Raw genomic sequence first — 22,958 nt, 5'->3', positions numbered from 1 at the left:
GTGGGCGGGACCACTGACAATGGACCTGCCGGTGATCAATACGCGGAAGCAACCTGTTCCGGCTCCGGACCGTCCCACACAACGCATGCCTCACCACAACGCTTGCCTCACCGACGAACGAACGGACACATGAACGCCGCGACACTGCTGGACGTCCTGCTCGATGCCGCCCGCCGGTCCCCCGGCCAAGTGATCGTTCACGTCCGGGGGGACGGCAGCGAGGTGGCCGTCACCTTCCAGGAGCTCTTGGACGGAACGCTGCGCGTCGCGGGCGGTCTGCGTGCGGCGGGTGTCGCGCCGGGCACCTGCGTTCCGGTGCTCGCGGAGCACAGCGCGGACTTCCAGCCCTTGTTCTGGGGCGCGCTCGCGGCCGGTTTGGTGCCGGTGCCGCTGGCGCCCGACGCGCGGCGGGTCCGGCCGGTGTGGGAGCACCTCGGGCGTCCCCCGGTCGTCGTGGACGCGGCCTGCGCGCCGGTGGCCGCCGAACTCCCCGACGGTGCCGAGATCCTGCGGCTGGACGCGCTGCGGACGAGCCCGCCCCTGACCGCTCCCGCCGAAGCGGCCCCGGACGGCCTGGCCTTCCTGCAGTTCTCGTCGGGCAGCACCGGTGCGCCCAAGGGTGTGGAGCTGACCCACGCGGCCGTCCTGGCGAATCTGCGGCAACTGACCGAGGCCTCCGCCCTCACGGAACACGACGTGGTGGTCAGCTGGATGCCGTACTTCCACGACATGGGCCTGATCGGCACCCATCTGGCACCGCTGGCCGCGCGGGCCAAGCAGGTGAAGATCGGTCCCCTGTCGTTCGCGAAGAATCCCCGGCTGTGGTTCGACGTGGCCGCCGCGCATCGCGCCACGATCCTGTCGGCGGCCAACTTCGCGCTGGCCCTGACCCTCCGTCGGGTTCCCGGCGAGGTGTTCGCCGGCCTGGACCTGAGCACGGTGCGGCTGATCCTGGTGGGGGCCGAGCCGATATCGGCGGCGGTGTGGCGGGACTTCACTGCCAGGACCCGGGCGGCGGGGCTGGATCCGCGGGCGGCGACGCCGGTGTACGGCTTGGCCGAGGCGACGCTGGCCGTCGCGTTCCCGCCGCTGGGCGAGGTGGCCGTGCCGGTGGCCGTGGAGCGCGCCGCGCTCAGCCGGGGCCGCGCGGTGGAACGGGAACCCGGTGGTGACGCCGTGGAGTTGATGGATGTCGGCGTACCGGTGCCGGGTTGCTCGGTGCGTATCACCGACGACGAGGGCCGGCCGCTGGGCGACCGGCGGGTGGGGCACATCGAGGTGAGTGGTCCGCAGCTCGCACGCGGCTACCACGGTCTGCCGGACGCGACGGCAAGGTCCTTCGCGGACGGCTGGCTGCGCACCGGCGACCTGGGCTTCCTCCGGGACGGTCGGCTGTGTGTCAGCGGCCGGCACAAGGACGTCCTGTTCGTCAACGGCCGTACGTTCCACGCCCCGGACCTGGAGGAAGTGGCGGCCGGTACGCCGGGGGTACCGGCCGGTACGACGGCGGTGGTCGGGTCGACCGATCCGGTGAGCGGCGGGGAGCGGGTGGTGGTGTTCGTCGCCTGGGCGCGACCGCCGCGGACCGCGTCCGAGGTACTGGACCGGGTCGCACGGCGGGTCCGCGCGGCGCTGGGCCACGACGACGTACGGGTGCTCGCGCTGCCGCCGTCCGCCTTCCCCCGGACGACGAGCGGAAAGGTACGGCGGCAGCGCATGCGTTCCCGGTTCGAGGCGGGGGCGTACCGACCGTCGGCGCGTTCCGGTGCGGTGCCGGGCGATCCGGTGGAACGGCCGCGGCCGTCGTCCGCGGGGCGGGGGACGGCGCCCCGTGCACGCGGGGACGTCCGGCGCGCGGTGCGTGAGGCGTGGGCCGGAGTTCTGGGGCTGCCGCAGGCGTCGTTCGGGGACCGGGATCGGTTCGCCGAACTGGGCGGTACCTCGCTCAGGGCCATGGAGGCGCTCGCCGAGCTGGAACGGTCCCTCGGTGTCGCCCTGGGACCGGCGGTGATGCGCAACGACACGGTCGCCACGCTCACCGACCACCTCGTGGACGTCGTCGGGACGGATGCCGTGGAGGGCACGTCCGCTCAGCGGGAGGCGGCCGCCTCGGTGGCGTACGGGCAGGAGGGTGCGTCCGCCGCGGGCCGTGCGGACGGTGCGTCCGCGACCGCCGTGGTGGGGCTGGCCTGCCGGTTCCCCGGGGCCGGCACGCCGGAGGAGTTCTGGGACCTGCTCACCGACGGGCGCGACGCCGTGTCCGCGGTGCCTCCGGACCGCTGGCACACGGACGGCCGCACGGGACCGGAGGAACCGGGACGTTGGGGAGCTTTCCTCGACGACCCCGCCGCCTTCGACGCCGGCCACTTCGGCATCGGCGACGAGGAGGCGCGCACGCTGGACCCGCAGGCGCGCGTCTTCCTCGAACTCGCCCACGAGGCACTGGAACGCGCCGGGTACGCCGGGCCCCGGCGGCGGGGCCTGCGGACCGGGGTCTTCGCCGCCGTCGGCGACAGCGGCTACCGACAGCTCCTCGCCGAGGCGGGTCCCGCGGGCGCCTCGGCGGACGCGACGGCCCTGACCGGCAATCTTCCCAACCTGGTCGCCGCGCGCGTGGCACACTGCCTCGACCTGGACGGTCCGGCGCTGGCCGTGGACACCGCGTGTTCCTCGGGTCTGGTGGCGCTGCATCTGGCCCGGCGCAGCCTCGCGGACGGCGAGTGCGACGTCGCGGTCGTCGGCGGGGTCAACCTGCACCTCACACCGTCCGCACACCAGGCTCTGGAGGCGGCCAAGGCCCTGTCACCGACCGGGCGCAGCCGTGCCTTCAGCGCCGCGGCCGACGGGTTCGTGCCGGGCGAGGGCGGCGCGGTCCTCGTCCTGCGGCGACTCGAGGAGGCCCAGCGGGACGACGACGTGGTCCTGGCCGTGGTACGCGGTACCGCGGTGAACAACGACGGTACGTCGCTGAGTCTGATGGCGCCCAATCCGCTGCGTCAACGCGAGGTGATCGGCCGGGCCTACGCGTACTGCGGCGTCGACCCGGCGTCGGTCTCGTACGTCGAGGCCCACGGGACGGGTACCGCCGTGGGAGATCCGATCGAACTGCGGTCCCTCGCCCATGTCTTCCCGGCCCGCCCGGACGGCAGGCCCCGGCTGCTCGGCTCGGTGAAGACCAACGTCGGGCACCTGCTGAACGCGGCGGCGCTGCCCTCCCTGGTGAAGGTGGTCCTGGCCCTCGGGCACGGGCGGCTGCCGGCCTCCCTGCATCACGCCCCGGTCTCCCCCGCAGTCGAGCGGTCCGGGTTCTCCCTGGTCACCGAGGTGACGGCCTGGGAGTCGTCCGGGCCGCGCAGGGCGGGGATCAATGCCTTCGGCTTCGGCGGCACCAACGCGCACGCCGTACTGGAGCAGGCACCCCCCTCCCGTGCCCGTGCACCGCGCGGGGACGTCCGCGGCCCGAACCTGCTCACCCTGTCGGCGGGCAGCGCCGCCGGGCTCGGCGCGTGGACGGCGCGGATCTCGGAGCAGTTGCGCGACCACCCGGAGTTCGCGGAGGGTGACGTCTGTCTGACGGCGGGCGCCGCACGCGACGAACGGCCGCATCGGCTCGCCGTCGTGGCCGCCGGCGACCTGCGTGAACGGCTCGCCTCGGTGCGCGCCGCCGACGGGACGCCCGTGTCGGGCGCGGTCGCCGGGACGGTGACGCACCGGCCGCGGACCGTCTTCGTCCTGCCCGGTCAGGGCGGCCTGCGACCGGGACAGGGCCGGGAGTTGTACGACACGGCACCCGTGTACCGCACAACGCTCGACGAGGCTTCGGCGCTGGTGGGAGTCGTGCACGGGCGGGAGCTGACGGCCTGGTGCGTCGACGGCGAAGTCGACGCCGCCTCGCTGTCCGCGACCGAGGTGGCGCAGCCGCTGCTGGTGGCGCACGGTGTCGCGCTCGCCCGTCAGTTGACGGCTTGGGGGGTGCGGCCCGACGCGGTGGTCGGGCACAGCGTCGGTGAACTGGCGGCTGCCTGCGTCGGCGGCATGCTGTCACTGTCCGAGGCGGTGCTGTTCGCCGCGGAACGAGGGCGGCTGATGGGTGAATCGACCGCGCCGGGTGCCATGGCTGCGGTACGGGGCGCCGACGAACGAGAGGTGGCGGAGCTGGTGGCAGCCTCCCCCGGTGACCTCGCGGTGGCGGCGTACAACGGTCCCGGCCGGCTGGTGATCTCCGGCACCCCCGACGCGGTGCGGCAGGCGTCGGAGCTGCTCACCGCGCGGGGCGCGACGGTCCGCGCGCTGCGGGTGCCGCGCGCCTTCCACTCGCCGCTGATGGCGCCGGTCGCACGCGAGTTGAGCGAGGCGGCGCGCAGGCTGCTGAGTCCCTCGGTGCCCGCGCTCGCGGTGATGAGTACGCTCACCGCCGAGTGGCAGCCACGCCTGGATCCGGACCATCTGCGCGAACACGCGCTGCGGCCGGTCCTGTTCGGCCGGGCCGTGGAGCGTCTGCTGGACGAGGGCTACGACACGTTCGTGGAGCTCGGCCCGGGTGAGAACCTCGCGGGTCCCCTCCGTGCGGTGGCCGCCCGCCGCCGGGGGCACCTCGACGGCGTCCATGACGGCGCCCTTGTGGTGTCCGCCCCCGTGCAGCCGTCCGGTACCGGAGCCGCGCCGGGCGGGGCACGGGAGTTGATGGAGACGGTGGCGCGGCTGTGGGTGCGCGGGGTGCCGCTGGACCGTACGGCGCTCGACGCGGGACACCGCAGGGTGGCGCTGCCGCCGTACCCGTACCAGCGGCGCAGGTACTGGCCCGAACCCGATGCGCGCGGACTGCTGCACCGCATCACCTGGCAGCCCGCGCCACTGCCTGGCGACGGTCTTCCCGGCCCCGTGCTGGTGACCGGAACGGACTCGGTGGCGGTGCGCCGCCTGGCGGCCGGGTTCGCCGCCGTCGGCGTGCGGGCCGTCACGGCCGACGACGGTGAGGTCCGTCCACAGACGGTGGTTCTCCTCGGCGGGCCGGTCCGGCCGAACCCGGCGGAGGGTCTCGAAGGGGACCTGCGACAGGCCGTCGCGGCGTTCCAGGACGCCCTCACCCTGCTCGACCGGTCCGGAGCCCGCCGCCTGCTGATCGTGACCGAGGACGCGCACGTCACCGGGCACGGTGTGGAGCACGCGGTGCCAGGGCAGGCAATCCTGGGCGGTCTGGCACTCGCCGTACCGGAGGAGTCGGCCGGGGTGGTCGCGAACTGGGTCGACCTCTCGTCCCACGACTCACCCCACTCCCCCGGACACCAGAGCCCCGACGACTCCCCGGGCTCTCCCCACGACGAGGGGCGGCTGCGGGCCCTGGCCGCCGAGTTGACGGCGCCGCAGGCGGCGGGAGCCGTGGCCTGGAGGGGAGGACAGCGCCTCGTACGATCCGTCGCGCCGGGAGCGGCCGGAGAGCCGGGAGCGGCGGGGAAGCCGGACTGCGGGAACCGGCTGCCGGTCGACGGTACGTACCTCGTCACGGGCGGCGCCGGAGGCATCGGGTCCGCACTGGCCCGGGACCTGGCGGGCCGGGGCCGGCCGGTCCTGGTGCTGGCCGGACGATCCCCGAACCCGCCCTCGGATCTGCTGAAGGAGCTCGCCGGCCTCGGTGCCGACGCACGCTACGTCGTGGCCGACCTCACGGCACCCGACGACGTGGAGCGGCTCGTTCGCGCGCTGCCGCCGCTGGATGCCGTGTTCCACGCGGCGGGCGTGGTACGACCCGGCAGCCTGCGCGGAACGGACGTGCCGGAGACGGTGGACGCGCTGGGGGCGAAGACCCTGGGCACGGTCCTGCTGGCCGGTGCGTTGGAGCGGCACGGGCAGCGTCCCGGGGTGTGTGTCGCGTTCTCGTCGGTCTCGTCGGTACTGCCCGGCCTGGCCGGCGCGCTGGGCGGTTACGCGGCGGCCAACGCCTTCCTCGACTCCTTCGCCGGAGCCGAGCGCCTGGCGGGCCTGCCCTGGCTGTCGGTGAACCTCGGTCCGTTCGCCGAGACGGGCCTCGTGGTCGCCGAGGGCCTCGGAGCACTCGACGGTGCCGGGGGCCTCACGGCCGGCGGAGGCCGGCCCCTGGCGACCGGGCCCGCGCTGGCCGCATTGCGAACGGCGTGCGGCACCGACGCCGGGCAGCTGGTCCTCGCCGACCTGGCGCCGGCGACACGGTCTGCCGCCGTGCCGCGGTATCCCATGCGGTCCACGGCCGTCGAGCGGGCCGACGACACGGACGACGCCGGCGGACGGCGGCCCGCGGTGCCGTCGGGCACCGCTGTCGTGCTGCGGGAACTGCTGGCGCAGTCGCTCGGGGTCCCGGCGTCCGCCGTCGACGACGACACGCCGTTCCTGCGGCTCGGCCTGGACTCGCTGGGCGCCGTCGACCTCGTCAAACGGCTGGAGCGGAGGTGGGGGAGGCAACTGCCCACCACGCTCTTCTTCGAACACCGGACGGTGCGTGAACTCGCCGCCCACCTGGAGGATCACACCGGCGAAACCCCCGTACCGACCACGAGCGGGCCCGGGCACGGGTCGGGTGACGGTTCCTGTGTCGGGAACGGGCTGCCCTTCGCCCTGACGCCCGTGCAACTCGCGCTGTACACCAGCAGCAGGCTGCACCCGGACGTCCCGGCGCGGGGTCATCTGCGACTGACGGTCCGCGGCCCGCTCGACACCGGTCTGCTCGGCCGGGCGCTGGCGGCGCTGGCCGAACGGCACGGCATGCTGCGGCTGCGGGTGGACGACGCGGGCGGCATGCCGACGCAGCGCGTGGCGCCGCCGGTGTCGCTGTCGGACTGGTACGAGGTGCGCGACTGCGCCGCCGGCGAGGTGGACGCTGCCGAAACGGCCGTGTGCAACCAGCCGTTCGACCTGGCGGCGCTGCCACCGGTCCGGGCCGTACTGCTCCGCCGGGGCCGGCGCTCGCCCATCTGCTGTTGGTGGTGCATCACGCGGCAGTGGACGGCTACAGCCTGAACCTCCTCGCAGAGGAACTGTGGAACACGTACACCACTCTGTGCCACGGAGACCGCCCGCAACAGGCCCTTGAAGCCCCGGATTTCGCGCAGTACGCGTCGAGTCTGCCGCCGTCCGACTCCGCTGAGCGGCGTGCCGACCGACGCTACTGGTCCGAGCGCCTCGCCGCGCGCGGCGAGGCGCTGCGGCTGCCGTACGACAGTGATCCCGACGTGCCCGCGTCCGCTCCGTCCGGCCGATCCGACCCGTCCGGCCCGATCGTGCAGCACTACGGCGAGCTCGATGCGGGGCTCACCGCCGGCCTGGAACAGCTGGCCGCCGCGCACGGCGTCTCCCTGTTCCACCTGCTGCTCGCCACGTATGTGCGCTGCCTGGCGCGGTGGTCAAAGGGCCGGGATGTCGCCGTGAACGTGGCCAGGGCCCGCCGGGAGGACCGATGCGACGGTGTGGACCGGCTGGTCGGCCCGCTCGCCGACACCCTTCCCCTGCTGTGCCGGACGGCTGACGACGAGGGGATTCTGCCCTTGGCGGAGCGGTTGCGCCGGATATGGCTGCAGAGCGAACGGCACGCGGGACTGAGCAGCCTGGACTTGGCCGCGCTGCTTCCCGGTGCCGCGCCCGGTGCCGGATTCGGCCCCCGAACGGTGAGCCCGGCGGGCTTCAGCTTCGCCCGTTTCCCGGTGAGCGCGGCCGCGGACTGTCCAGTGGAGGTACGGGCGACCGCGGCCGGCACCGGGTCGGCCGCGACCCGGCTGAGTCTGCTGTGCTGGGCGGACGGTCCGCTTCTGCGATGGTCGTGGAACTTCCCGGAGCCGCTGTTCCGGCGGGCCACCGTGGCACGACTGGACCGGGAGTTCCGCGCCGAACTGGCCGCGGTGCTGTGCACGCCGCCGTCGCCCGGCTCGGCGGCACCGTCGCCGGATGCCGGCGCTGTTCACTCGGTGCCGTCCCCAGTGCCGTCTTCGCTGGTCGCGCGGCTGCTCGACCGGTTCCGGGCCCGGCCCGACGCGCTCGCGGTGGACACCACTGCCGGGGCCGCCGCAGGTGCGCCGCTCAGCTACGGGGCGCTCGATCGTGCCTCTGCTCTGCTCGCCGCACGCCTGCGCGCCCTCGGCGTACGTCCGGGCGATCTGGTGGGCCTGCTCACCGAGCCGGGTGCCGACACCGTCGTCGGTGTGGTGGGCATCCTGCGCGCCGGGCCGGCTGGGTCCCGCTCGACCCGGAGCACCCCCTCGCACGCCTGACCGATCAACTGGTCCGCACGGACACCACCACCGTGGTGTGCCACGCCCCCACCCGGCAGACCGCCGACGCTCTCACGGCCGTACGAGCGGTTCCCGTCTTCGACGACGCGACGGTGGACGGCGGCGCTCCTGTGACCGCACCGGAACCCCCGGACGCTCCTGCCGCGCCGCCCGGTGCCGAGGCGATCGCGTATGTCATCTTCACCTCCGGGTCCACGGGACGGCCCAAGGCGGTACCGATCACTCACCGGGCGATGGAGAACTACCTCGACTGGGCCGTCGCCACCTTCGGGTACGGTGCCGGCGACCGCCTCGCGCAGACCGCGTCGCCCTGCTTCGACGCCTCGGTGCGCCAGTTGCTCGCCCCTCTCCTGGTCGGCGGCACCGTGGTGACGGTGCCGCGGGCCCTGCTGAGGGATCCCGAGCTGCTGCTCACGCACGTGGAGCGGGCGCGTGTCACCGTGTGGAGTTCCGTGCCGACGCTGTGGGAGCAGTTGCTGTCCGCCGCCGAGGAGAGGGCGCGGCACGGGGCGGGTCTGCCGGACCTGACCGCGCTGCGATGGGTCCATGTCGGCGGGGAAGCACTGCCCGTGGATCACGTGCGCCGCTGGTTCGACCTGTTCGGGAACGGCGCGCGCCTCGCCAATCTCTACGGGCCCACCGAGTCGACCATCAACGCCACCTGCCACGTCATCGGCTCACGCCCGGGCGACGCGGTGCGGCAGCTGCCGATCGGACACCCCGTGGCCGGCACCGATCTGGAGGTGGTCCGACCCGACGGCACCTCGTGCGAGCCGGACGAGCCGGGGGAACTGCTCATCGCGGGTGTCGGCCTGACCCCCGGTTACCTGGGCGAACCGGAGCTGACCAGGCGGGCGTTCACCATGCGGGCGGGGCGGCGCTGGTACCGCAGCGGAGACCGGGTCCGCCGGTCGGCCGACGGCACCGTGGAGTTCCTGGGCCGGGTCGACGACCAGGTGAAGATCCGTGGGAACCGGGTGGAGCCGGGAGAGGTCGAGGTGGCGCTCCAAGGGTGTCCCGGCGTCGCACGGGCGGTGGTGATCGCACACGAGGGGCGGTTGCTCGCCTTCGTCACCCTCCGGCCCGCGGCCGGTCCGCCGGACACCCGGGAGGTGCGCCGGTATCTGGCCGGTCTCCTGCCGTCGTACATGATCCCGGCCCGGATCACCTGTCTCGACGCGCTGCCCCTCACGGGCACCGGCAAGGTCGACCGCCTCGCACTGACCGGCCCGTCCCCCGGCTCCGGCGCGACAGCGGTCCAGGACGATGTCCCCGCCGGTTCGGCGTTTCCGGACGGTGACGGGACTCCCCCGGCCACGGCGACCGAACGACGTGTGGCGGCGATCTGGTCCGACGTGCTCCAGGTGGCCTCGGTACGCCGGGAGGACGACTTCTTCGACCTGGGCGGTGACTCGCTGCTCGTCCTGAGGGTGTTCTCCCGGCTCGCGGAGCATGAAGCGCCGCTGCCCCGGCCGACCGTGATCTACCGTCATCGAACCCTCGCGGCGCTCTCCGCGGCCGTCGACGCCGTCTCGGCGAAGTCGCACCCCGCTTTTCCTTACCCGAGCGCAGACGACCGCACGGCTCCGTTCCCCCTCACACCCGGCCAGCGCGGTTTCCTCCTCGCGGAGGCTCTCTCGCCGGGGGGCGGTACCTGGCTGGCGCGGCTTCGGCTGTCCGGACCGCTGGATCCCGAGGTCTTCCAGGCCGCGGTCGACCTGCTGGTGGAACGTCACGGCATGCTGCGCACCGTCTTCCCGGCCGGGGCCCGTCCGCCCGTCCAGCAGGAACTGCCGCCGTCGCTGCGTCTTCCGGTCGCCTTCGCGACGGTCGCGACACCTGCCGAAGTGGACGAACGGGCCGCGGCCGAAGCGGCACGGCGCCTCGAACCCTGGGCCTGGCCGCTGCTGCGGCTTCAGGTGCTGAGCCTGGCCCCGGAGGAGCACATCCTGCTGGTGCACGCGCATCACGTCATCGGTGACGGATACAGCGCGGCGCTGCTGATGCAGGAACTGACCGAGGTGTACGACCGGCTGACCGGTGGCAGTGCCGCACCCCTACTCCCTTTGCCGCGCAGCGACTTCCGTGCCCACGTCCGGTCCTCGACGGAGACCGGGCACGGGACCGGTGCCGCCGGGCAGGGCCGGGCGCGACGTCAAGCCCGGGTGTGCGCCCCGTACCGACCGCCGGTGCTGCGGACCACCGTCAGCGGCAGCGGCGCGGAGGAGCGAACCGGAGCCCACAGCGACATCCGGTTCCGCTCCGCGGAGTTCGCCCTCGGCGCCTCCTCGACCGCGGCATTGCGCGCGCTCGCCTCACGCGCGCGGACCACCCTCTATGCGCCGTTGCTGACCGCCTACTACCAGCAACTCACGGCGCTGACCGGCCGGCCGGACCTGATCGTCGGGCTGGCGGTGAGCGGCCGGGACGGAACGCTGCCCGACGCGCACCGGGTCTTCGGCCCGTTCGCCACGGCCGTACCCGTACGGCCGGCCTCCGCCTTCGACGGGCCCCTCTCCGAAGGGGACTTCGACGGCGCGCTCCGCCGTGTCGCGGCGGAGGCGGAAGAGGCACGCACCCACGAGGACGTGATCCCCCGGAGCGCCGACGGGCTTCCCCTGACCTCTCAGTTCTTCTTCACCTTCCTCGACTTCTCGGCGCTGGCCCTCGCGGATGGCGGGACGCTGCGGTTGTCGTGGGAGTCGGGCGACAGTACGTTTCTGCCGCCTTCCGTCGCGACGGACGTGTTCATGGCGGTACGACCCGACGCGGACGGGCTGCGGGTCACGGTCCGGGGCGCGGCCGCGGCGTTCGCACCGGGCACGCTCGACGGTTTCGCCGACTCGGTGCGCCGGCGTCTCATCCTGGCCGCGTCAGAGGGCGGTGGCGTGCCGGACCAGCCCGAAACACACCGGCCCGCGCCGCGCCCGTCCGGTTCGGGTGGTCACCCTGAACCTGGGGCGCGGGACACGATGGACGCGGCCCTGGTCGGCTACTTGCCCGCCCCCGACCATCTGGCGCGCCTGGCGGGTCTGCCCGAGTCGGCGCTGTCGCGGGCCGAGCTGCGCGACCTGCTGTTCCCCGACGGCGTCCCGCGTCTGCTGGAGACGGTCCGTACGCCGCTGGGCCGGTCCGGTTTCGTCTGCGTTCCGCTCTTCGCTGACGAACTCGCGGCGGGCAGCGGGCTGGTGGGGCATACCGCGCGTGCCGTGTCGCTCGCCGCCGCACAGGGTGCGCGCTGTGTGTCCCTGGCGGGAATGATTCCGTCGCTGACCGGATACGGCTTCGACGTGCTGCGGTCCGGAAGTCATCCGGCGGCCGTGACGACGGGGCACGCGGCGACGGTGGTGGCGGTGGTCAGGACGGTGCACGCCGCGCTCGGGGCCACGGGCCGGGATCTCTCGGATCTCGACGTGGCGTTCGCCGGACTGGGTTCGATCGGTGCCTCCTCCCTGGAGCTGCTGCTGTCCCTGGCCGTCCGACCTCCCCGGTGTCTCCTGCTGTGCAACGTGCGGGGCAGCGGACCACGGCTGACCGCGCTGGGACGACGCTTGCGGGAACGCGGACTGGTCGGTGCGGGCGGCTTCGAGGTCGCGGAGTCGGAGCGGGTGCTACCGGACGCGGTCCACGGTGCGGACCTGCTGGTGACGGCGGTGAGCGGCGCCACCGCGGTGCTGGACGTCGACCGGCTGCGGCCGGGGGCCATCGTGGTCGACGACTCCTTCCCGCACTGCTTCGACGCCGAGCGGGCCCTCGCACGCATGCGAGAACGCGACGACGTGCTGGTGCTGGGCGGCGGGCTGCTGCATGTCGGCCGCACCGACCGGGAGGTCGCCGAGGATCTGCCTGCCGCGGCGGCGGCCGGCTATCTCGCCCAGCCCTGGATCGAGGGCACCCTGGCGTCCTGCCGCGCCGAGTCCCTGCTGCACGCGGCCGGCCACGAACTGCCGTTGGTGCACGGCCTGGTGGACGCGGAGGTGGCTCTGGCCTACTGGGGCGCCGTGGAACGGGCCGGGGTGTCGGCCGCACCGCTGCACCTGCTCGGCCACACCGTCGGCCCGGCTCCGAGGGGCGGGGTGCCGACGAGGGACTGACCGAAGCCGTGCCCGTCGTCGGCCGCCCCGGAGCAGGGCCGACGACGGGCACGACCGGAGCGGCCTGAGCGGTCCTCAGACTCCGAATTCCGCCGGTGAGATGTTCAGGGTCGCGCAGGCCTCGCGGATGGCGTACTGCTCGGACGCCTCGAAGGTGCCGTCGGCACCGGCGATGACCATGCCGGTCTGGACGACCGCGCGTGCCTCGACGGGCTTCTTCGCCGCCTTGGCGATGTCCTGCAACGCCCGCGCCTTGCCCGCCTCGAAGTTGGCCACGAGCTGGTCCACGTGGTCGTTGAACCGCTTGCTGAGCTGGTCCGGCGGGAAGTTCTGCAGGACGTCGTTGGAGGCGATCAACTCCTCCACGCGCTGCCGCTCCGCCGGCTCCACCCGCCCGTCAGCGGCCGCGACCAGCGCGCACATCGCCATGCTGGCGTCCCGGTAGGCGCCGCTCTTGAGCTCCGCCTTCGCCGAGGCGAGCTGGGACTTCAGCAAGCCCATCAGCTGGGCCTTGGAGCCGCCGGAGGACGAGCCGCGCGCAGGGCCGCCTGGCGGCGGCCCGGGGTTCCCGTACTGCCCGCCTCCCGCCCGCGCGTCCTGGGACTGCTGAAGCGCCCTGGCCTGATCCTTGACCCGGTCCCACATCGCCACTGGTGCCACCTCGGCTTCTGTCGCTGTCTTTCCGGTACCGGTCGTCAGTCCCGGATCTTTCGGTCCGACCGATCAACGGACGCGGCGGCGACCGTGTTCCCCGAGGGCAAAAGAAAGGTAAAACTACTTATGGCGGCCCAAAGCGCCGGGCTCAGGCTTCGGCACGGTCCGCGGTCTTGGGGTCACCGCACCTTCACCGGCGTTGCCCGCTGCGACGGTCCGCCGTTCGTACCGGAGCGCCGCACCGGTCGCGACCGCGCCGAGGCCCTCCCACACACCGACGCCGATGAACGCCTCGGGTGCCCGCCCGGTGATCACGGCGACCGTGAACACCGTGCACGTCAGCAGCCGGAACGGCACCGTCCACCGGAAGAAGGCCCGCCAGTCGGCGAGCGCCGCCAGTACGTAGTACACGCCCATGTTGAGCGCCGCCATCGAGGACGCCGTCACGAAGGCCGGCGTGAGGTCGCCACTCCCCCGCACGCCCGGCGCCGCGAGACCCAGCAGCGACAACTGCGCGGCCGGCGCGATCAGGCCCACCGTCCCCAGAACGGCGGCGAGTGCTCCGAAGACGGCCATGGTCCAGCCCGAGGCTGAGCGGGGAGAGCGCACGCGGCGATCGTAACGGCCGGCGGGACCGGTGCGGGGGTCCCGCCGGAGGCTGTCGGCCTCAGCCCACCGTCCACTTCTGGTTCGCAGCACCCGTGCAGGTCCAGATCTGCAGCCGGGTGGCGTTGGCCGCGTTGTTGTCGGTCACGTCCAGGCACTTGTCGGCCTGGGGGTTGACGATGTCGCGGGCATCGGTGACCGTCCACTTCCGGTGGGGCCCGCCCGTGCAGTCCCACAGCTGGACGGGCGTGCCGTCGGCGGTGCCGTTTCCGGTGGCGTCCAGGCACTTGCCGAGGGCCCGGAGAGTGCCGTCGGAGCCCGCGGTCCACCGCTGGGCGGAGCTGCCGTTGCAGTCGTAGAGCTGTACGGGAGTGCCGTTGGCGGGGTTCGCCCCGGCGACGTCGACACACTTGCCGGCCAGGTCCTTGATGGCGACGCCGCCGGCCGTGTTCCCAGTGGTCACCGACACGTGGTCCACGACGAGTTGTTGCGGGAAGACGGTGGAGCCGTCCGGGTCGCCGGGCTGCGGCACGAGCGCGCCGCCTCGTCGGCCCGCGCGCTGCGGTCCGCCCGCCATCGCGGCGTGCGGACCGCCGGCGAGCACGTCCTCGGCGGCCTGTTCCTCACCGAGGCGAAGGGCTGGAGGGCCGGCACGGCCACTCGCCCGCCCCTAAGCGGCCGAGGCGTACGACGCCGTCCGGTTCGCCGCACACGGTCTGGCCGCTGCCGGTGCCGACGGTCGTTCCGCCCTGCGCGCCGGACTGCTGCGTGGCACGTTCCTCCACCGAATCACCGACGGAGCCCCCCGATTCGTCGCCCACGCGGACGACATCGGCGAGGAGGCCTGACGGTGCCCCGCCACCGTTGCGCACACGTTGCCCACCGCACGCACCGGAGCGGCGAACGGATGCGCTACATTTTGCTCGCCCTTGACCGCGATCACTCACGATCCCTCACGCTACGGAGCCGGCAACCCCATGAGCGACATCGTCAACGGACTCGGCCGGTCCACCGCCTACGGCGCACTCGGTCTCGTCCTGCTGGTCCTCGGGATCGTCCTGGTCGACCTGCTGACGCCGGGAAAGCTCGGCCGGCAGATATGGGAGGAGCGCAACCGCAACGCCGCCCTGGTGCTCAGCTCCGCGCTGCTCGGCATCGGCGGCATCGTGTTCACGTCCATCTGGACGACGTACGAGGACTTCGGCAAGGGGTTGGTGTCGACCGCGGTGTTCGGTCTGCTGGGACTGGTGATGATGGCCGTGGCGTTCCTGGTGGTGGACCTCATCACGCCGGGGCGTCTGGGCGCCACGCTGGTCGAGCCGGAACCGCACCCCGCGGTCTGGGTGACGGCGTCCTGCAACCTCGCGGTGGCCGCCGTCATTTCGGCCTCCATCGCCTGACGCCTCCCACTCGATGCGTGAGCGGGCGTCAGGTTCGGTCGTCGCCCCGAACGGCACTGACGGGCCGTCAGCCCGACACGATGTGGAGCAGCGCCGTGCCGTCCTCCCCCGTGGCCGCCTGGATGACGACGGCGTCGGACTGGGCACTGGGCGGCCGGCCGTCGCCCATGCCGCCGCACGAGGTGCCGGAGCCGTTGGAGCGCAGCACGGTGAGGCAGCCCTGCCCGTGGCCTTCGGCCCCGCCCTCGGACTGGCCGTTGCCGGACTTCAGCGCGTACTCGATCCTGTCCGGGCCGACCTCGGTCACGGACAGGATCGTGCTGCCGGCCGGCCCGTCGAAGCGGATGGTCACCGGTTCGGAGACCGCGATCTCACAGTTTCCGTCCGAGCAGGCGGCCGCGTCGTGCCCGTCCGCAGCCGACACCGACGGCTGCGCCGAGGCGGTGCGGTCGGCGGACGGGGACGTCGATGGGTCCGGTGCGGAGCGGGACTCCGACGGCCGATCGCCGTCCGAGGACCCCGCGCTCGCCTCGTCCGAGCCGCCGCAGCCCACCAGTGCGACGGCAGACAGTACGGCGAGCGCCGAACACGCGACTGCCCGTCGCGTACGCGTCGTTCCTGTCCGGCGTGCCGCCGCCCGCATGCCCATGACGTCTCCGCGCATCCATGCACTCCGTGTCCGGCTTTCGACGGTGCCCCTTCCCCGTACCGCGCCTCCCACTTCCCTCCCCGCACGGAAGTGACCCCTCCCCGCGGGCGGGTTCGGGCCAGACGGTTCAGGCCACGCGGGCGGTTCGCACCACGCGGGGGCGTTCCCGCGCCGAGCGTATCGGCGAGGGAGCGACCCGGGGGGACGCGCTGACTCGGTACGTCGTCCGGTTCGGGTCCTCGACGGGGTCCCCGAGTTCGATCTTCCCGGCCGCGTGCAGTTCGTCGCAGTCCGAGGTGGGCAGGGCCGCGTAGCAGCCGCCCTGGCCCGTGGTGGAATCGAGCGGACGCCAGTAGCTGTATCTGCGGCGGCCGTTCGCGTACACCGTGACGAAGGTGGGGGTGCGCGGGTCGGAGATGATGCGCAGCACGTCGGCGCCGCTGGTGCCGGCCGGGGCGAGCGACCTCTCGGGGGCCGCCCGGAGGCCGGTGGTCACCCGTCCGGCGCGCGGACGGTCCTGCATCTGGTTGACGGTGAAGAGCATCGCTGGGGCCTTTCCGGAGCCGGGACTCGAGACCGTCTACCCAGCGCGGCGCCGGTGTTGATCTCTTTCATTGATCATTCTGCTCCCTGGCACTGACATTAACCCGTAGCCGGTGACTGAAGGGTGCTAATTTCTCGCCGCACTTGGCTGTTCCTCGCCGTTCGTGGCCGTTCTTCGACCCTCCACGCCGCACCTGCCGTACAACCCCGGAGCCGTTCGAGGTGTTTTCTTCGCCAAACGGGTGATACCGGTCCCTTCGGCCTTTCCGCCTATTCGACTCGCACTCGTTCCGACGGGGGAACACATGAGCCCGATTCGTGCTCGCACCCGTCGCGGCACGACCGCAGCCCTCACCGTCCTGATGGCGGCGGCCCTCGGTGCCGCCGGCGCCGGGGCGCCGACCGCGGACACAGCCGCGCCGCGGACACGGCAGATCGCGTCGTCCGTTCTCGGCACCGACTACAGAATCACGCTGACAGCGCTCCGTTCGGCCGGGGCCGAGTACGCCGCGTCCATGCGTCTGCAGGTGTTCACGCGGACCGGCGGGGCCTGGACGGAGTCGGACCGCGTCACCGTCGGCGACGGGACGGCTGGTTCTGGTATCCCCTCACCGGCACGGGCGCCGCCTGCCAGTTCTCGACGGCGAGCACGGAGCCCGCGCCGCTCACGGTGAGCCTCCTGGTCACCCCGTCCATCGGCTGCTCCGGTCCGGTGCACTACGTCGTACGGGAAGGCCGGGTGTACGCCGGCTGACCCCGCCGGAGGCCTCGGGCGAGAGGGTCATCATCGGCTTGTCCGGCTTGACGGTGACCACTGCCTGGGCGCTCGGTGCGCCGGATGTGACGCCGAACCGGGGCCAGGTCTGCAGGACGGTGGTCAGGATGATCTGGAGCTCCGTCCAGGCGAAGTTCTCCCCGATGCACTCGGCGGCCGTCGCCGAAGGCCAGGAAGGAGCCGCGTGTGGCCTGCGAGCGGTCAGGGGCCCAGCGGTCCGGGTCGAAGACGTCCGGGGCGGGGAACACCTCCGGGTCGTGCTGGTGCAGACAAGGGTTCCAGACGACGTCGGCACCCTCGGGGATGCGGTGCCCTCCGAGCTCGATGTCGCGGCTCGCGGCGCGCGTCACCCTCCAGGCCGGTCCGTGCTTCCGGATCGCTTCCTGGAGAACCCGCCGGGCGTGGGCGAGCCGGTCCAGCTCCTCGTGCCGCAGAGGGCGGTCGGCACACACGAGGGCGAGTTCGTCACGGAGGAGCCGCTCGATCCCGGGGTTCCGCGAGATCTCGTACAGGGCCCGGACGAGGGTGGCACCGGTGGTCTCTATCGCTCCGGTCAGCAGGGTGATGGCCTCGTCCTGCAACTGCTGGCGGCTGAGCGGGGTCTCGGCCGTGAGCAGGGCGTCGAACAGGCCCGCCTGCCACGTCGCCGGGGCCGACGCATGCGGGCAACGCGCCGGCACCGCACCGGTGTCGTCCGCCCCCGGGTGCGTGGCCCGATGTGAGTGGTGGTCGATGGCCTGGTCGATCAGGGTCCGCAGGCGGGCGACGCGGGCGGCGTGAGCGCGATGGGCGGGCAGCGGCAGTCAGGTGATCCAGGGGGAAGAATCGTCTGCCGGATCGTTCCCTCCATGATCTCGGGCATCAGGACTCGGCGGGTCAGCGCGGGATCGGTGACGACGTAGGCAGGGCTCGGACCTATGCGTATCCGGACGGCGCTGCCGTACCGACGCAGTGAGGTGAGGAACGGAAGGGGGTCCCGGGCGAGCCGGTGGGCGTGACCGATCAGCGGCAGGTTGCCGGGAGCGGTCGGAGTGGGTGCGGACGGTCTCGTCGTGGCGCTCATCGAGCGGATCACTCCTTGTGGGGGGCCGTCGAACGCCCCGTGCACGCCCAAGATCACGGAGAAGGATGCTGCGGCGGGTCCTCTTCGGCGATCTCGCACGCGCCGTTGACCGGATGCGGGTTCATGCGTGTCGCGGGAACCTGGAGACGTCGCCCGGTTCCGCCCCGGCACGGTCGTGCGACCCGGGTTGCCCGCCATCGAGCCGAGAAGAGACAGAACCGCAATGCCTTACATCACCGTGGGACGCGAGAACTCCACCGACATCGAGCTCTACTACGAGGACCACGGGGCCGGACAGACCGTGATCCTCATCCATGGGTACCCCCTCGACGGCCACTCCTGGGAGAAGCAGTCCCCCGCGCTGTTCAACGCGGGGTACCGCGTGATCACCTACGACCGGCGCGGATTCGGACAGTCGAGTCAGCCCACGACGGGATACGACTACGACACCTTCGCCTCCGATCTGAACACGGTCCTGGAGACCCTCGACGTCTCGGACGCCGTGCTCGTCGGGTTCTCCATGGGCACCGGTGAAGTCGCCCGCTACGTCAGCAGGTTCGGCACGGACCGCGTCGCGAAGGTGGCCTTCCTCGCCTCGCTGGAGCCCTGCCTGCTGAAGACCGACGACAACCCGGCCGGCGCGGCGTCCCGCAAGTTCTTCGAGGGCATCTCCGCGGCGGTGAAGGCCGACCGGTACGCGTTCTACACGTCGTTCTTCAAGGACTTCTACAACCTCGACGAGAACCTCGGCAGCCGGATCAGCCCGGAATCCGTCCGCAACAGCTGGCACACGGCGGCGTCGGGTGGATCCTTCGCCGCGGCGGCCGCGCCGATGACGTGGTTCACCGACTTCCGAGGAGACATCCCCGCCATCGACGTGCCCGCACTGATCCTGCACGGAACGGCGGACAACATCCTGCCCATCGACTCGACGGGGCGCCCGTTCCACCAGGCGCTGCCGAGCGCGGAGTACGTGGAGGTCGAGGACGCTCCGCACGGCCTGCTGTGGACGCACGCCGAGGACGTCAACCGGGCGCTTCTGTCCTTCCTCGCCAAGTGAGGTGAGAGCGGCCGTTCAGGCCGCCCGCTCCAGGCGGACGCAGCAGCGGCCGGGTTCCGGCGCCAGGCGCGCTTCGAAGCCGGTGTCGCCGAGGCCGTCGAGGACACCGCGCAGCAGATGGAGGTTCATCCCGCAGACCGTCCGGGTGTGCGCGCGGGCGAGCGTGTGGAAGGGGCAGTTGCCCAGGACGACGGCGTCACCCTCGTGCCGTGGCTCGAAGCCGTACCTCTCCAACAGGGGGAGGACCTCTTCGTGGCCGTCGGCACCCACCTGCACCCCGCATTCCCGTGCCGCGCGATGCAGGACGTCACGCACCGGCTCCCCGGTCTCGCCGGACTCCTCCACGGCGTGGGCGAGGAGCTGTCCGGCGAGTTCGTAGCGCCGGTCCGGGAGGCTGACGGCGATCTGCTTCGTCGAGCGGCGGTAGAGCTTGGCCGGTCTGCCCGCGCCCGGGCCGGTGCGTCCGCTGCGCCGCTCATAGACCACGTCGAGCAGGGACTGGTCGGCCAGGCGGTCCAGGTGGAAGGCAGCGGTCTGCCGGGCCAGGCCCAGAGCCGCGGCGGCCTCGTCCCGGCCCACCGGTTCCGGCTCGCGCACCACGTAGTCGTAGAGCCTCCGGCGGGTGGGCTCGTCGAGGGCGGCGATGGCGGAGACGTCCTGGTCCCGCGCATCGTCCGGCTGCTCCCGTACTTCGTCCGTGTCGTCCACGAACACCAGTGTAAAACCCACGGCCATTGACTAAAGAGAAATAAAGAGCTTCTATCGTTAATGAAAGTTGCCGATAGAAGGAGGGGCCATGGCCTCCACCAGCACCAGCAGCACCTCGGTCACAACTCGGCGGGCCGCGCTCGCCGACCCCGGCTACCAGGCCTTCGTGATTCTGCGCACCGGCTTCGCCGTGGCACCGATCCTGTTCGGCCTGGACAAGTTCGCCAACCTGCTCGTCGACTGGCCCGCCTACCTCGCACCGTGGATCAACGACCTCGTTCCGGGCAGCGGTCAGTCGGCCATGTACGCAGTGGGCGTCATCGAGATCGTGGCCGGCCTCGTGGTGGCCGTCGCCCCGCGCTTCGGGGGCTGGCTGGTCGCCGGCTGGCTGGCCGGGATCATCGTCAGCCTCCTCACCATCCCCGACTACTACGACATCGCCCTGCGCGACTTCGGCCTGCTTCTCGGCGCGGTCGCACTCGCCCGGCTCGCCCAGCGCCACCAAGGCGCCCGGGCGTGACCACCGGGCACAGGCCGGACGGGCCGCCCGGCGGCTCCCGGGCCGGGCGGTCAGCACAGCACGCGCAGCGCTCCGGGCAGGACTCTGAGCGTCACCGGGAGATGGGCGTCGACCTCGCCGTCCGCACCGTAGGGGACTTCGCGGTCGGCGGCGACACGGATCTCCCGGCCCCGCAGCACCCGCACCTGGGGCCGGTGGACGTGGGCGCCCGTCCTCAGCTCGTTCATCAGGGTGAAGAACAGGCGCCGCGGCGCGTCCTCGACCATCACGATGTCCAGCAGCCCGTCGTCCACCCGGGCGTCGGGCGCGATGACGCGGCCGGAGCCGTAGTAGCCGGAGTTGGCGGCCACCACGGTGTAGCCGGTGTGTGCGTGCTCCTCGCCGTCGACCGTGACCCGGTAGCGGGCCGGCCGCCAGGTGGTGGCCGCCCGCAGTCCGCCGGCGTAATAGGAGGCGGCGCCCCGCAGCAGCTTGCTGCGGTTGGCGTGACGGTTGGCGAGCGCGTCCACTCCGGCGTACACGCTGCCGAGGACGACGGTGCGGTCGTGGACTGCCGATTCGACCTCGATGGTGTCGACGTGCCGCGGTTCGTTCTCCAGCAGTATCCGGGCCAGGGCCGCCGGTTCGGTGGGCAGCTCCAGTGCCCGTGCGAAGTCGTTGCCGCGGCCGGCCGGCACGAGGCCGAGCGTGGCGCCGGTCCCGCTGAGGGCACCGCCGATGCCTCCGGCGATGCCGTCCCCGCCGACGGCCAGCACCACCCGCCCCCGCTGTCCGGCGTCACGGGCCAGCTCCTGCGCGTGGGCCAGACTGCGGCTGTACTCCGTGCGCAGTTCGGCCCCGGCCTCCCGGAGTTGTCGCGCGAGGGCGAGCAGCGCGGCCGCTCCGGTGGATCCGCCCGCGGTGGGATTGACGACGGCGGTGAACTGTCGCATCGGGTTGCCTCCGGGCGGACCGACGGGATGGAGCGGACGATGGTCTGAGGGGCTCGGTTCAGTCGGCGGACAGGAGGACGCCGGGGTTGAGGACTCCGGCCGGGTCCAGACGCCGCTTCACCGCGCGCAGGGCGTCGGTGCCCAGTGGGCCGGTCTCGCGGACGTACCAGTCCCGGTGGTCGGTGCCGACGCCGTGGTGGTGGCTGATCGTGCCGCCGACGGCGAGGATCGCCTCGTTCGCGGCGTGCTTGGCGCGCGTCCAGTGCGCCACGGGGTCGCCGTCGCCCTGTGCCGACACCACGGTGAAGTACAGGGAGGCGCCGTTCTCGTAGACGTGGGAGATGTGGCACATCACCAGGGGCGGGGTACCGGCCTCGGTGAGCGTGGTGGTGAGGGCGTCGCGGACCGAGGTGTACAGCTCGGGAATCCGGGACCAGAAGGTCGCGGTCTCCAGCGTCTCGGCCAGGGCACCGGCGTCGAGCAGGGAGTCGCGCAGGTACGGGGCCGAGTACCGGCCGTGGGCCCAGCGCCGGCCGGGCTCCTCCCCCAGCGGTGTTCCACCGCACTCGCGCAGGACGGCCGCGGCCTTTTCCCTGCGGTACGCGGTGTCCTCCTCCGTGCCCTCGTAGCCGGCGACGGCCGTGCATCCGGCGGACTGCGGGGTGCCGGAGCCAACCGCGTCCGGCTGGGCGAGGCCGATCAGCGTCTCGGTCTCGTCGGACAGCCGCAGCACGGTGGGGCGCGGCCCGTCCTGGGCGAGGCGGCGCAGCGCGGCGGCGCCCTCGTCGAAGGAGTCGAACCGCCAGCCCTCGTAGACGCGGGTCTGCGGAAGAGGACGGATCCGGACGGTCACCGACGTGATGACGCCGAAGGCCCCCTCGGACCCCATGACGAGCTGGCGCAGGTCGGGCCCGGCCGCCGAGCGCGGGGCCCGGCCGGTGTCGAGGGTGCCTTCGGGGGTGGCGAGGGTGAGGGAGAGCACCATCTCGTCGAAGCGGCCGTACCCGGCGGACGCCTGGCCGCTGGAGCGTGTCGCGGTGAAGCCGCCGATGGTCGCCCACTCGTAGGACTGGGGGAAGTGGCCGAGGGTGAAACCGTGTTCGGCGAGCAGCGCCTCGACCTGCGGGGCGCGCAGGCCGGGTTGCAGGGTGGCGGTGCGGGAGACCGGGTCGAGGGCGAGCAGACCGTCCATGCGCCGCAGGTCCAGGGCGACGAAGGAGCCCTGGCGGCCGGGGGCGAGACCGCCGACCACGGAGGTGCCGCCGCCGAACGGCACCACGGGCAGGTGGTGTTCGGCGCATGTACGCAGGACGGCGAGCACCTCGTCGTGGTCGGCGGGGAACAGGACGGCCGCCGGGAGGTCGGTGACGTCACCGTGCCGGATGCGCAGCAGATCGGGGGTGGACTTGCCGCGGGTGTGCCGGATCCGCGTCTCCGGGTCGGTGCGCACATGGTCCTCACCACCCAGCGCCTCGACCAGCGCGCGGTGCGCGGCGGACGCCAGCCGAGGCTCGGGCACGGCCACTTCCTCGAGGGCTACCGGTCCGGCCTCACACGGCTTGACGCCGAGCAGATCGCGCAGCAGCCCGATCACCGTGTCGGGCAGCGGCGTCGCCCTGGCCGGGTCGCCCCAGCCGCTCCACAGCATGTCCATGGCTGTCGTCCTCACCGGTCGGTTCGAGCGTCGATATGAGCGAGG

Annotated in this window: 12 protein-coding genes and 3 pseudogenes; 5 read left to right on the top strand and 10 right to left on the bottom strand. The window is 72.8% G+C overall.

What is annotated here, in order from left to right:
• Positions 1-129 precede the first annotated feature (129 nt).
• Positions 130-12,349, top strand: a pseudogene (locus WJ438_RS36615) (amino acid adenylation domain-containing protein).
• A 75-nt stretch (positions 12,350-12,424) separates the two neighbouring features.
• On the opposite strand, the gene WJ438_RS36610 reads toward WJ438_RS36615, so the two are convergent.
• From WJ438_RS36610 to WJ438_RS36600, 3 genes and pseudogenes are all read right to left on the bottom strand, one after another.
• Positions 12,425-13,000, bottom strand: coding sequence for a tellurite resistance TerB family protein (locus WJ438_RS36610; protein ID WP_406728993.1), 576 nt, complete (start codon positions 12,998-13,000; stop codon positions 12,425-12,427).
• Positions 13,001-13,123: 123 nt separating this feature from the next.
• On the bottom strand, positions 13,124-13,579 hold the full coding sequence (locus WJ438_RS36605) for a hypothetical protein (protein WP_406729919.1): 456 nt from the start codon (positions 13,577-13,579) through the stop codon (positions 13,124-13,126).
• A gap of 91 nt (positions 13,580-13,670) precedes the next feature.
• Positions 13,671-14,132: pseudogene (locus WJ438_RS36600) on the bottom strand (ricin-type beta-trefoil lectin domain protein); the annotation flags it as partial.
• A gap of 454 nt (positions 14,133-14,586) precedes the next feature.
• Between WJ438_RS36600 and WJ438_RS36595 the strand changes: the two are divergent.
• The gene (locus WJ438_RS36595) at positions 14,587-15,009 is read left to right on the top strand and encodes a DUF350 domain-containing protein (RefSeq protein WP_406728992.1); all 423 of its coding nucleotides are present in this window, start codon (positions 14,587-14,589) and stop codon (positions 15,007-15,009) included.
• 67 nt (positions 15,010-15,076) lie between these two features.
• On the opposite strand, the gene WJ438_RS36590 is transcribed toward WJ438_RS36595, so the two are convergent.
• Complete coding sequence (locus WJ438_RS36590) at positions 15,077-15,673, bottom strand: hypothetical protein (protein WP_406728991.1); 597 nt, start codon at positions 15,671-15,673, stop codon at positions 15,077-15,079.
• A gap of 112 nt (positions 15,674-15,785) precedes the next feature.
• Positions 15,786-16,202: a hypothetical protein gene (locus WJ438_RS36585; protein ID WP_406728990.1), complete on the bottom strand. Its 417-nt coding sequence runs from the start codon at positions 16,200-16,202 to the stop codon at positions 15,786-15,788.
• A gap of 304 nt (positions 16,203-16,506) precedes the next feature.
• On the opposite strand from WJ438_RS36585, the pseudogene WJ438_RS36580 reads away from it, so the two are divergent.
• Positions 16,507-16,955, top strand: a pseudogene (locus WJ438_RS36580) (hypothetical protein).
• Here WJ438_RS36580 and WJ438_RS36575 read toward each other — a convergent pair.
• Both WJ438_RS36575 and WJ438_RS36570 read right to left on the bottom strand, forming a co-directional pair.
• A complete protein-coding gene (locus WJ438_RS36575) occupies positions 16,919-17,656 on the bottom strand; it encodes a cytochrome P450 (RefSeq protein WP_406728989.1) in 738 nt (245 codons plus the stop codon). The pseudogene WJ438_RS36580 and the gene WJ438_RS36575 sit on opposite strands and share 37 nt — an antisense overlap.
• Positions 17,657-17,721: 65 nt before the next feature.
• Positions 17,722-18,039 carry a hypothetical protein gene (locus tag WJ438_RS36570; RefSeq protein ID WP_406728988.1) on the bottom strand — a complete coding sequence of 106 codons (318 nt, stop codon included), beginning with the start codon at positions 18,037-18,039 and terminating at the stop codon, positions 17,722-17,724.
• Positions 18,040-18,262: 223 nt separating this feature from the next.
• Between WJ438_RS36570 and WJ438_RS36565 the strand changes: the two genes are divergently transcribed.
• Entirely contained in the window at positions 18,263-19,099 is an 837-nt protein-coding gene (locus WJ438_RS36565; protein ID WP_406728987.1) for an alpha/beta fold hydrolase, read from the top strand.
• 15 nt (positions 19,100-19,114) lie between these two features.
• On the opposite strand, the gene WJ438_RS36560 is transcribed toward WJ438_RS36565, so the two are convergent.
• Complete coding sequence (locus WJ438_RS36560; RefSeq protein WP_406728986.1) at positions 19,115-19,834, bottom strand: helix-turn-helix transcriptional regulator; 720 nt, start codon at positions 19,832-19,834, stop codon at positions 19,115-19,117.
• Between the two features lie 61 nt (positions 19,835-19,895).
• On the opposite strand from WJ438_RS36560, the gene WJ438_RS36555 reads away from it, so the two are divergent.
• A complete protein-coding gene (locus WJ438_RS36555) occupies positions 19,896-20,327 on the top strand; it encodes a hypothetical protein (RefSeq protein WP_406728985.1) in 432 nt (143 codons plus the stop codon).
• 50 nt (positions 20,328-20,377) lie between these two features.
• Here the strand turns inward: WJ438_RS36555 and WJ438_RS36550 are convergent, their stop codons facing one another.
• Both WJ438_RS36550 and WJ438_RS36545 read right to left on the bottom strand, forming a co-directional pair.
• Entirely contained in the window at positions 20,378-21,259 is an 882-nt protein-coding gene (locus WJ438_RS36550) for a YegS/Rv2252/BmrU family lipid kinase (protein ID WP_406728984.1), read from the bottom strand.
• 58 nt (positions 21,260-21,317) lie between these two features.
• The gene (locus tag WJ438_RS36545; RefSeq protein WP_406728983.1) at positions 21,318-22,913 is read right to left on the bottom strand and encodes an FAD-binding oxidoreductase; all 1,596 of its coding nucleotides are present in this window, start codon (positions 22,911-22,913) and stop codon (positions 21,318-21,320) included.
• Between the last annotated feature and the right edge of the window lie 45 nt (positions 22,914-22,958).

Source organism: Streptomyces sp. GD-15H (assembly GCF_045291515.1).
Lineage (GTDB): Bacteria > Actinomycetota > Actinomycetes > Streptomycetales > Streptomycetaceae > Streptomyces.
The sequence above is the reverse complement of the archived record's forward strand: the minus strand, read 5'-3'. Positions and strand labels throughout refer to the sequence as shown.

Coding starts and splice junctions, on each gene's coding strand:
- WJ438_RS36565 (WP_406728987.1), top strand. CDS start 18,263: ATGCCTTACATCACCGTGGGACGCGAGAACTCCACCGACATCGAGCTC.
- WJ438_RS36590 (WP_406728991.1), bottom strand. CDS start 15,673: ATGCGCGGAGACGTCATGGGCATGCGGGCGGCGGCACGCCGGACAGGA.
- WJ438_RS36570 (WP_406728988.1), bottom strand. CDS start 18,039: ATGAGCGCCACGACGAGACCGTCCGCACCCACTCCGACCGCTCCCGGC.
- WJ438_RS36545 (WP_406728983.1), bottom strand. CDS start 22,913: ATGGACATGCTGTGGAGCGGCTGGGGCGACCCGGCCAGGGCGACGCCG.
- WJ438_RS36585 (WP_406728990.1), bottom strand. CDS start 16,202: ATGCTCTTCACCGTCAACCAGATGCAGGACCGTCCGCGCGCCGGACGG.
- WJ438_RS36560 (WP_406728986.1), bottom strand. CDS start 19,834: ATGGCCGTGGGTTTTACACTGGTGTTCGTGGACGACACGGACGAAGTA.
- WJ438_RS36595 (WP_406728992.1), top strand. CDS start 14,587: ATGAGCGACATCGTCAACGGACTCGGCCGGTCCACCGCCTACGGCGCA.
- WJ438_RS36605 (WP_406729919.1), bottom strand. CDS start 13,579: ATGGCCGTCTTCGGAGCACTCGCCGCCGTTCTGGGGACGGTGGGCCTG.
- WJ438_RS36550 (WP_406728984.1), bottom strand. CDS start 21,259: ATGCGACAGTTCACCGCCGTCGTCAATCCCACCGCGGGCGGATCCACC.
- WJ438_RS36555 (WP_406728985.1), top strand. CDS start 19,896: ATGGCCTCCACCAGCACCAGCAGCACCTCGGTCACAACTCGGCGGGCC.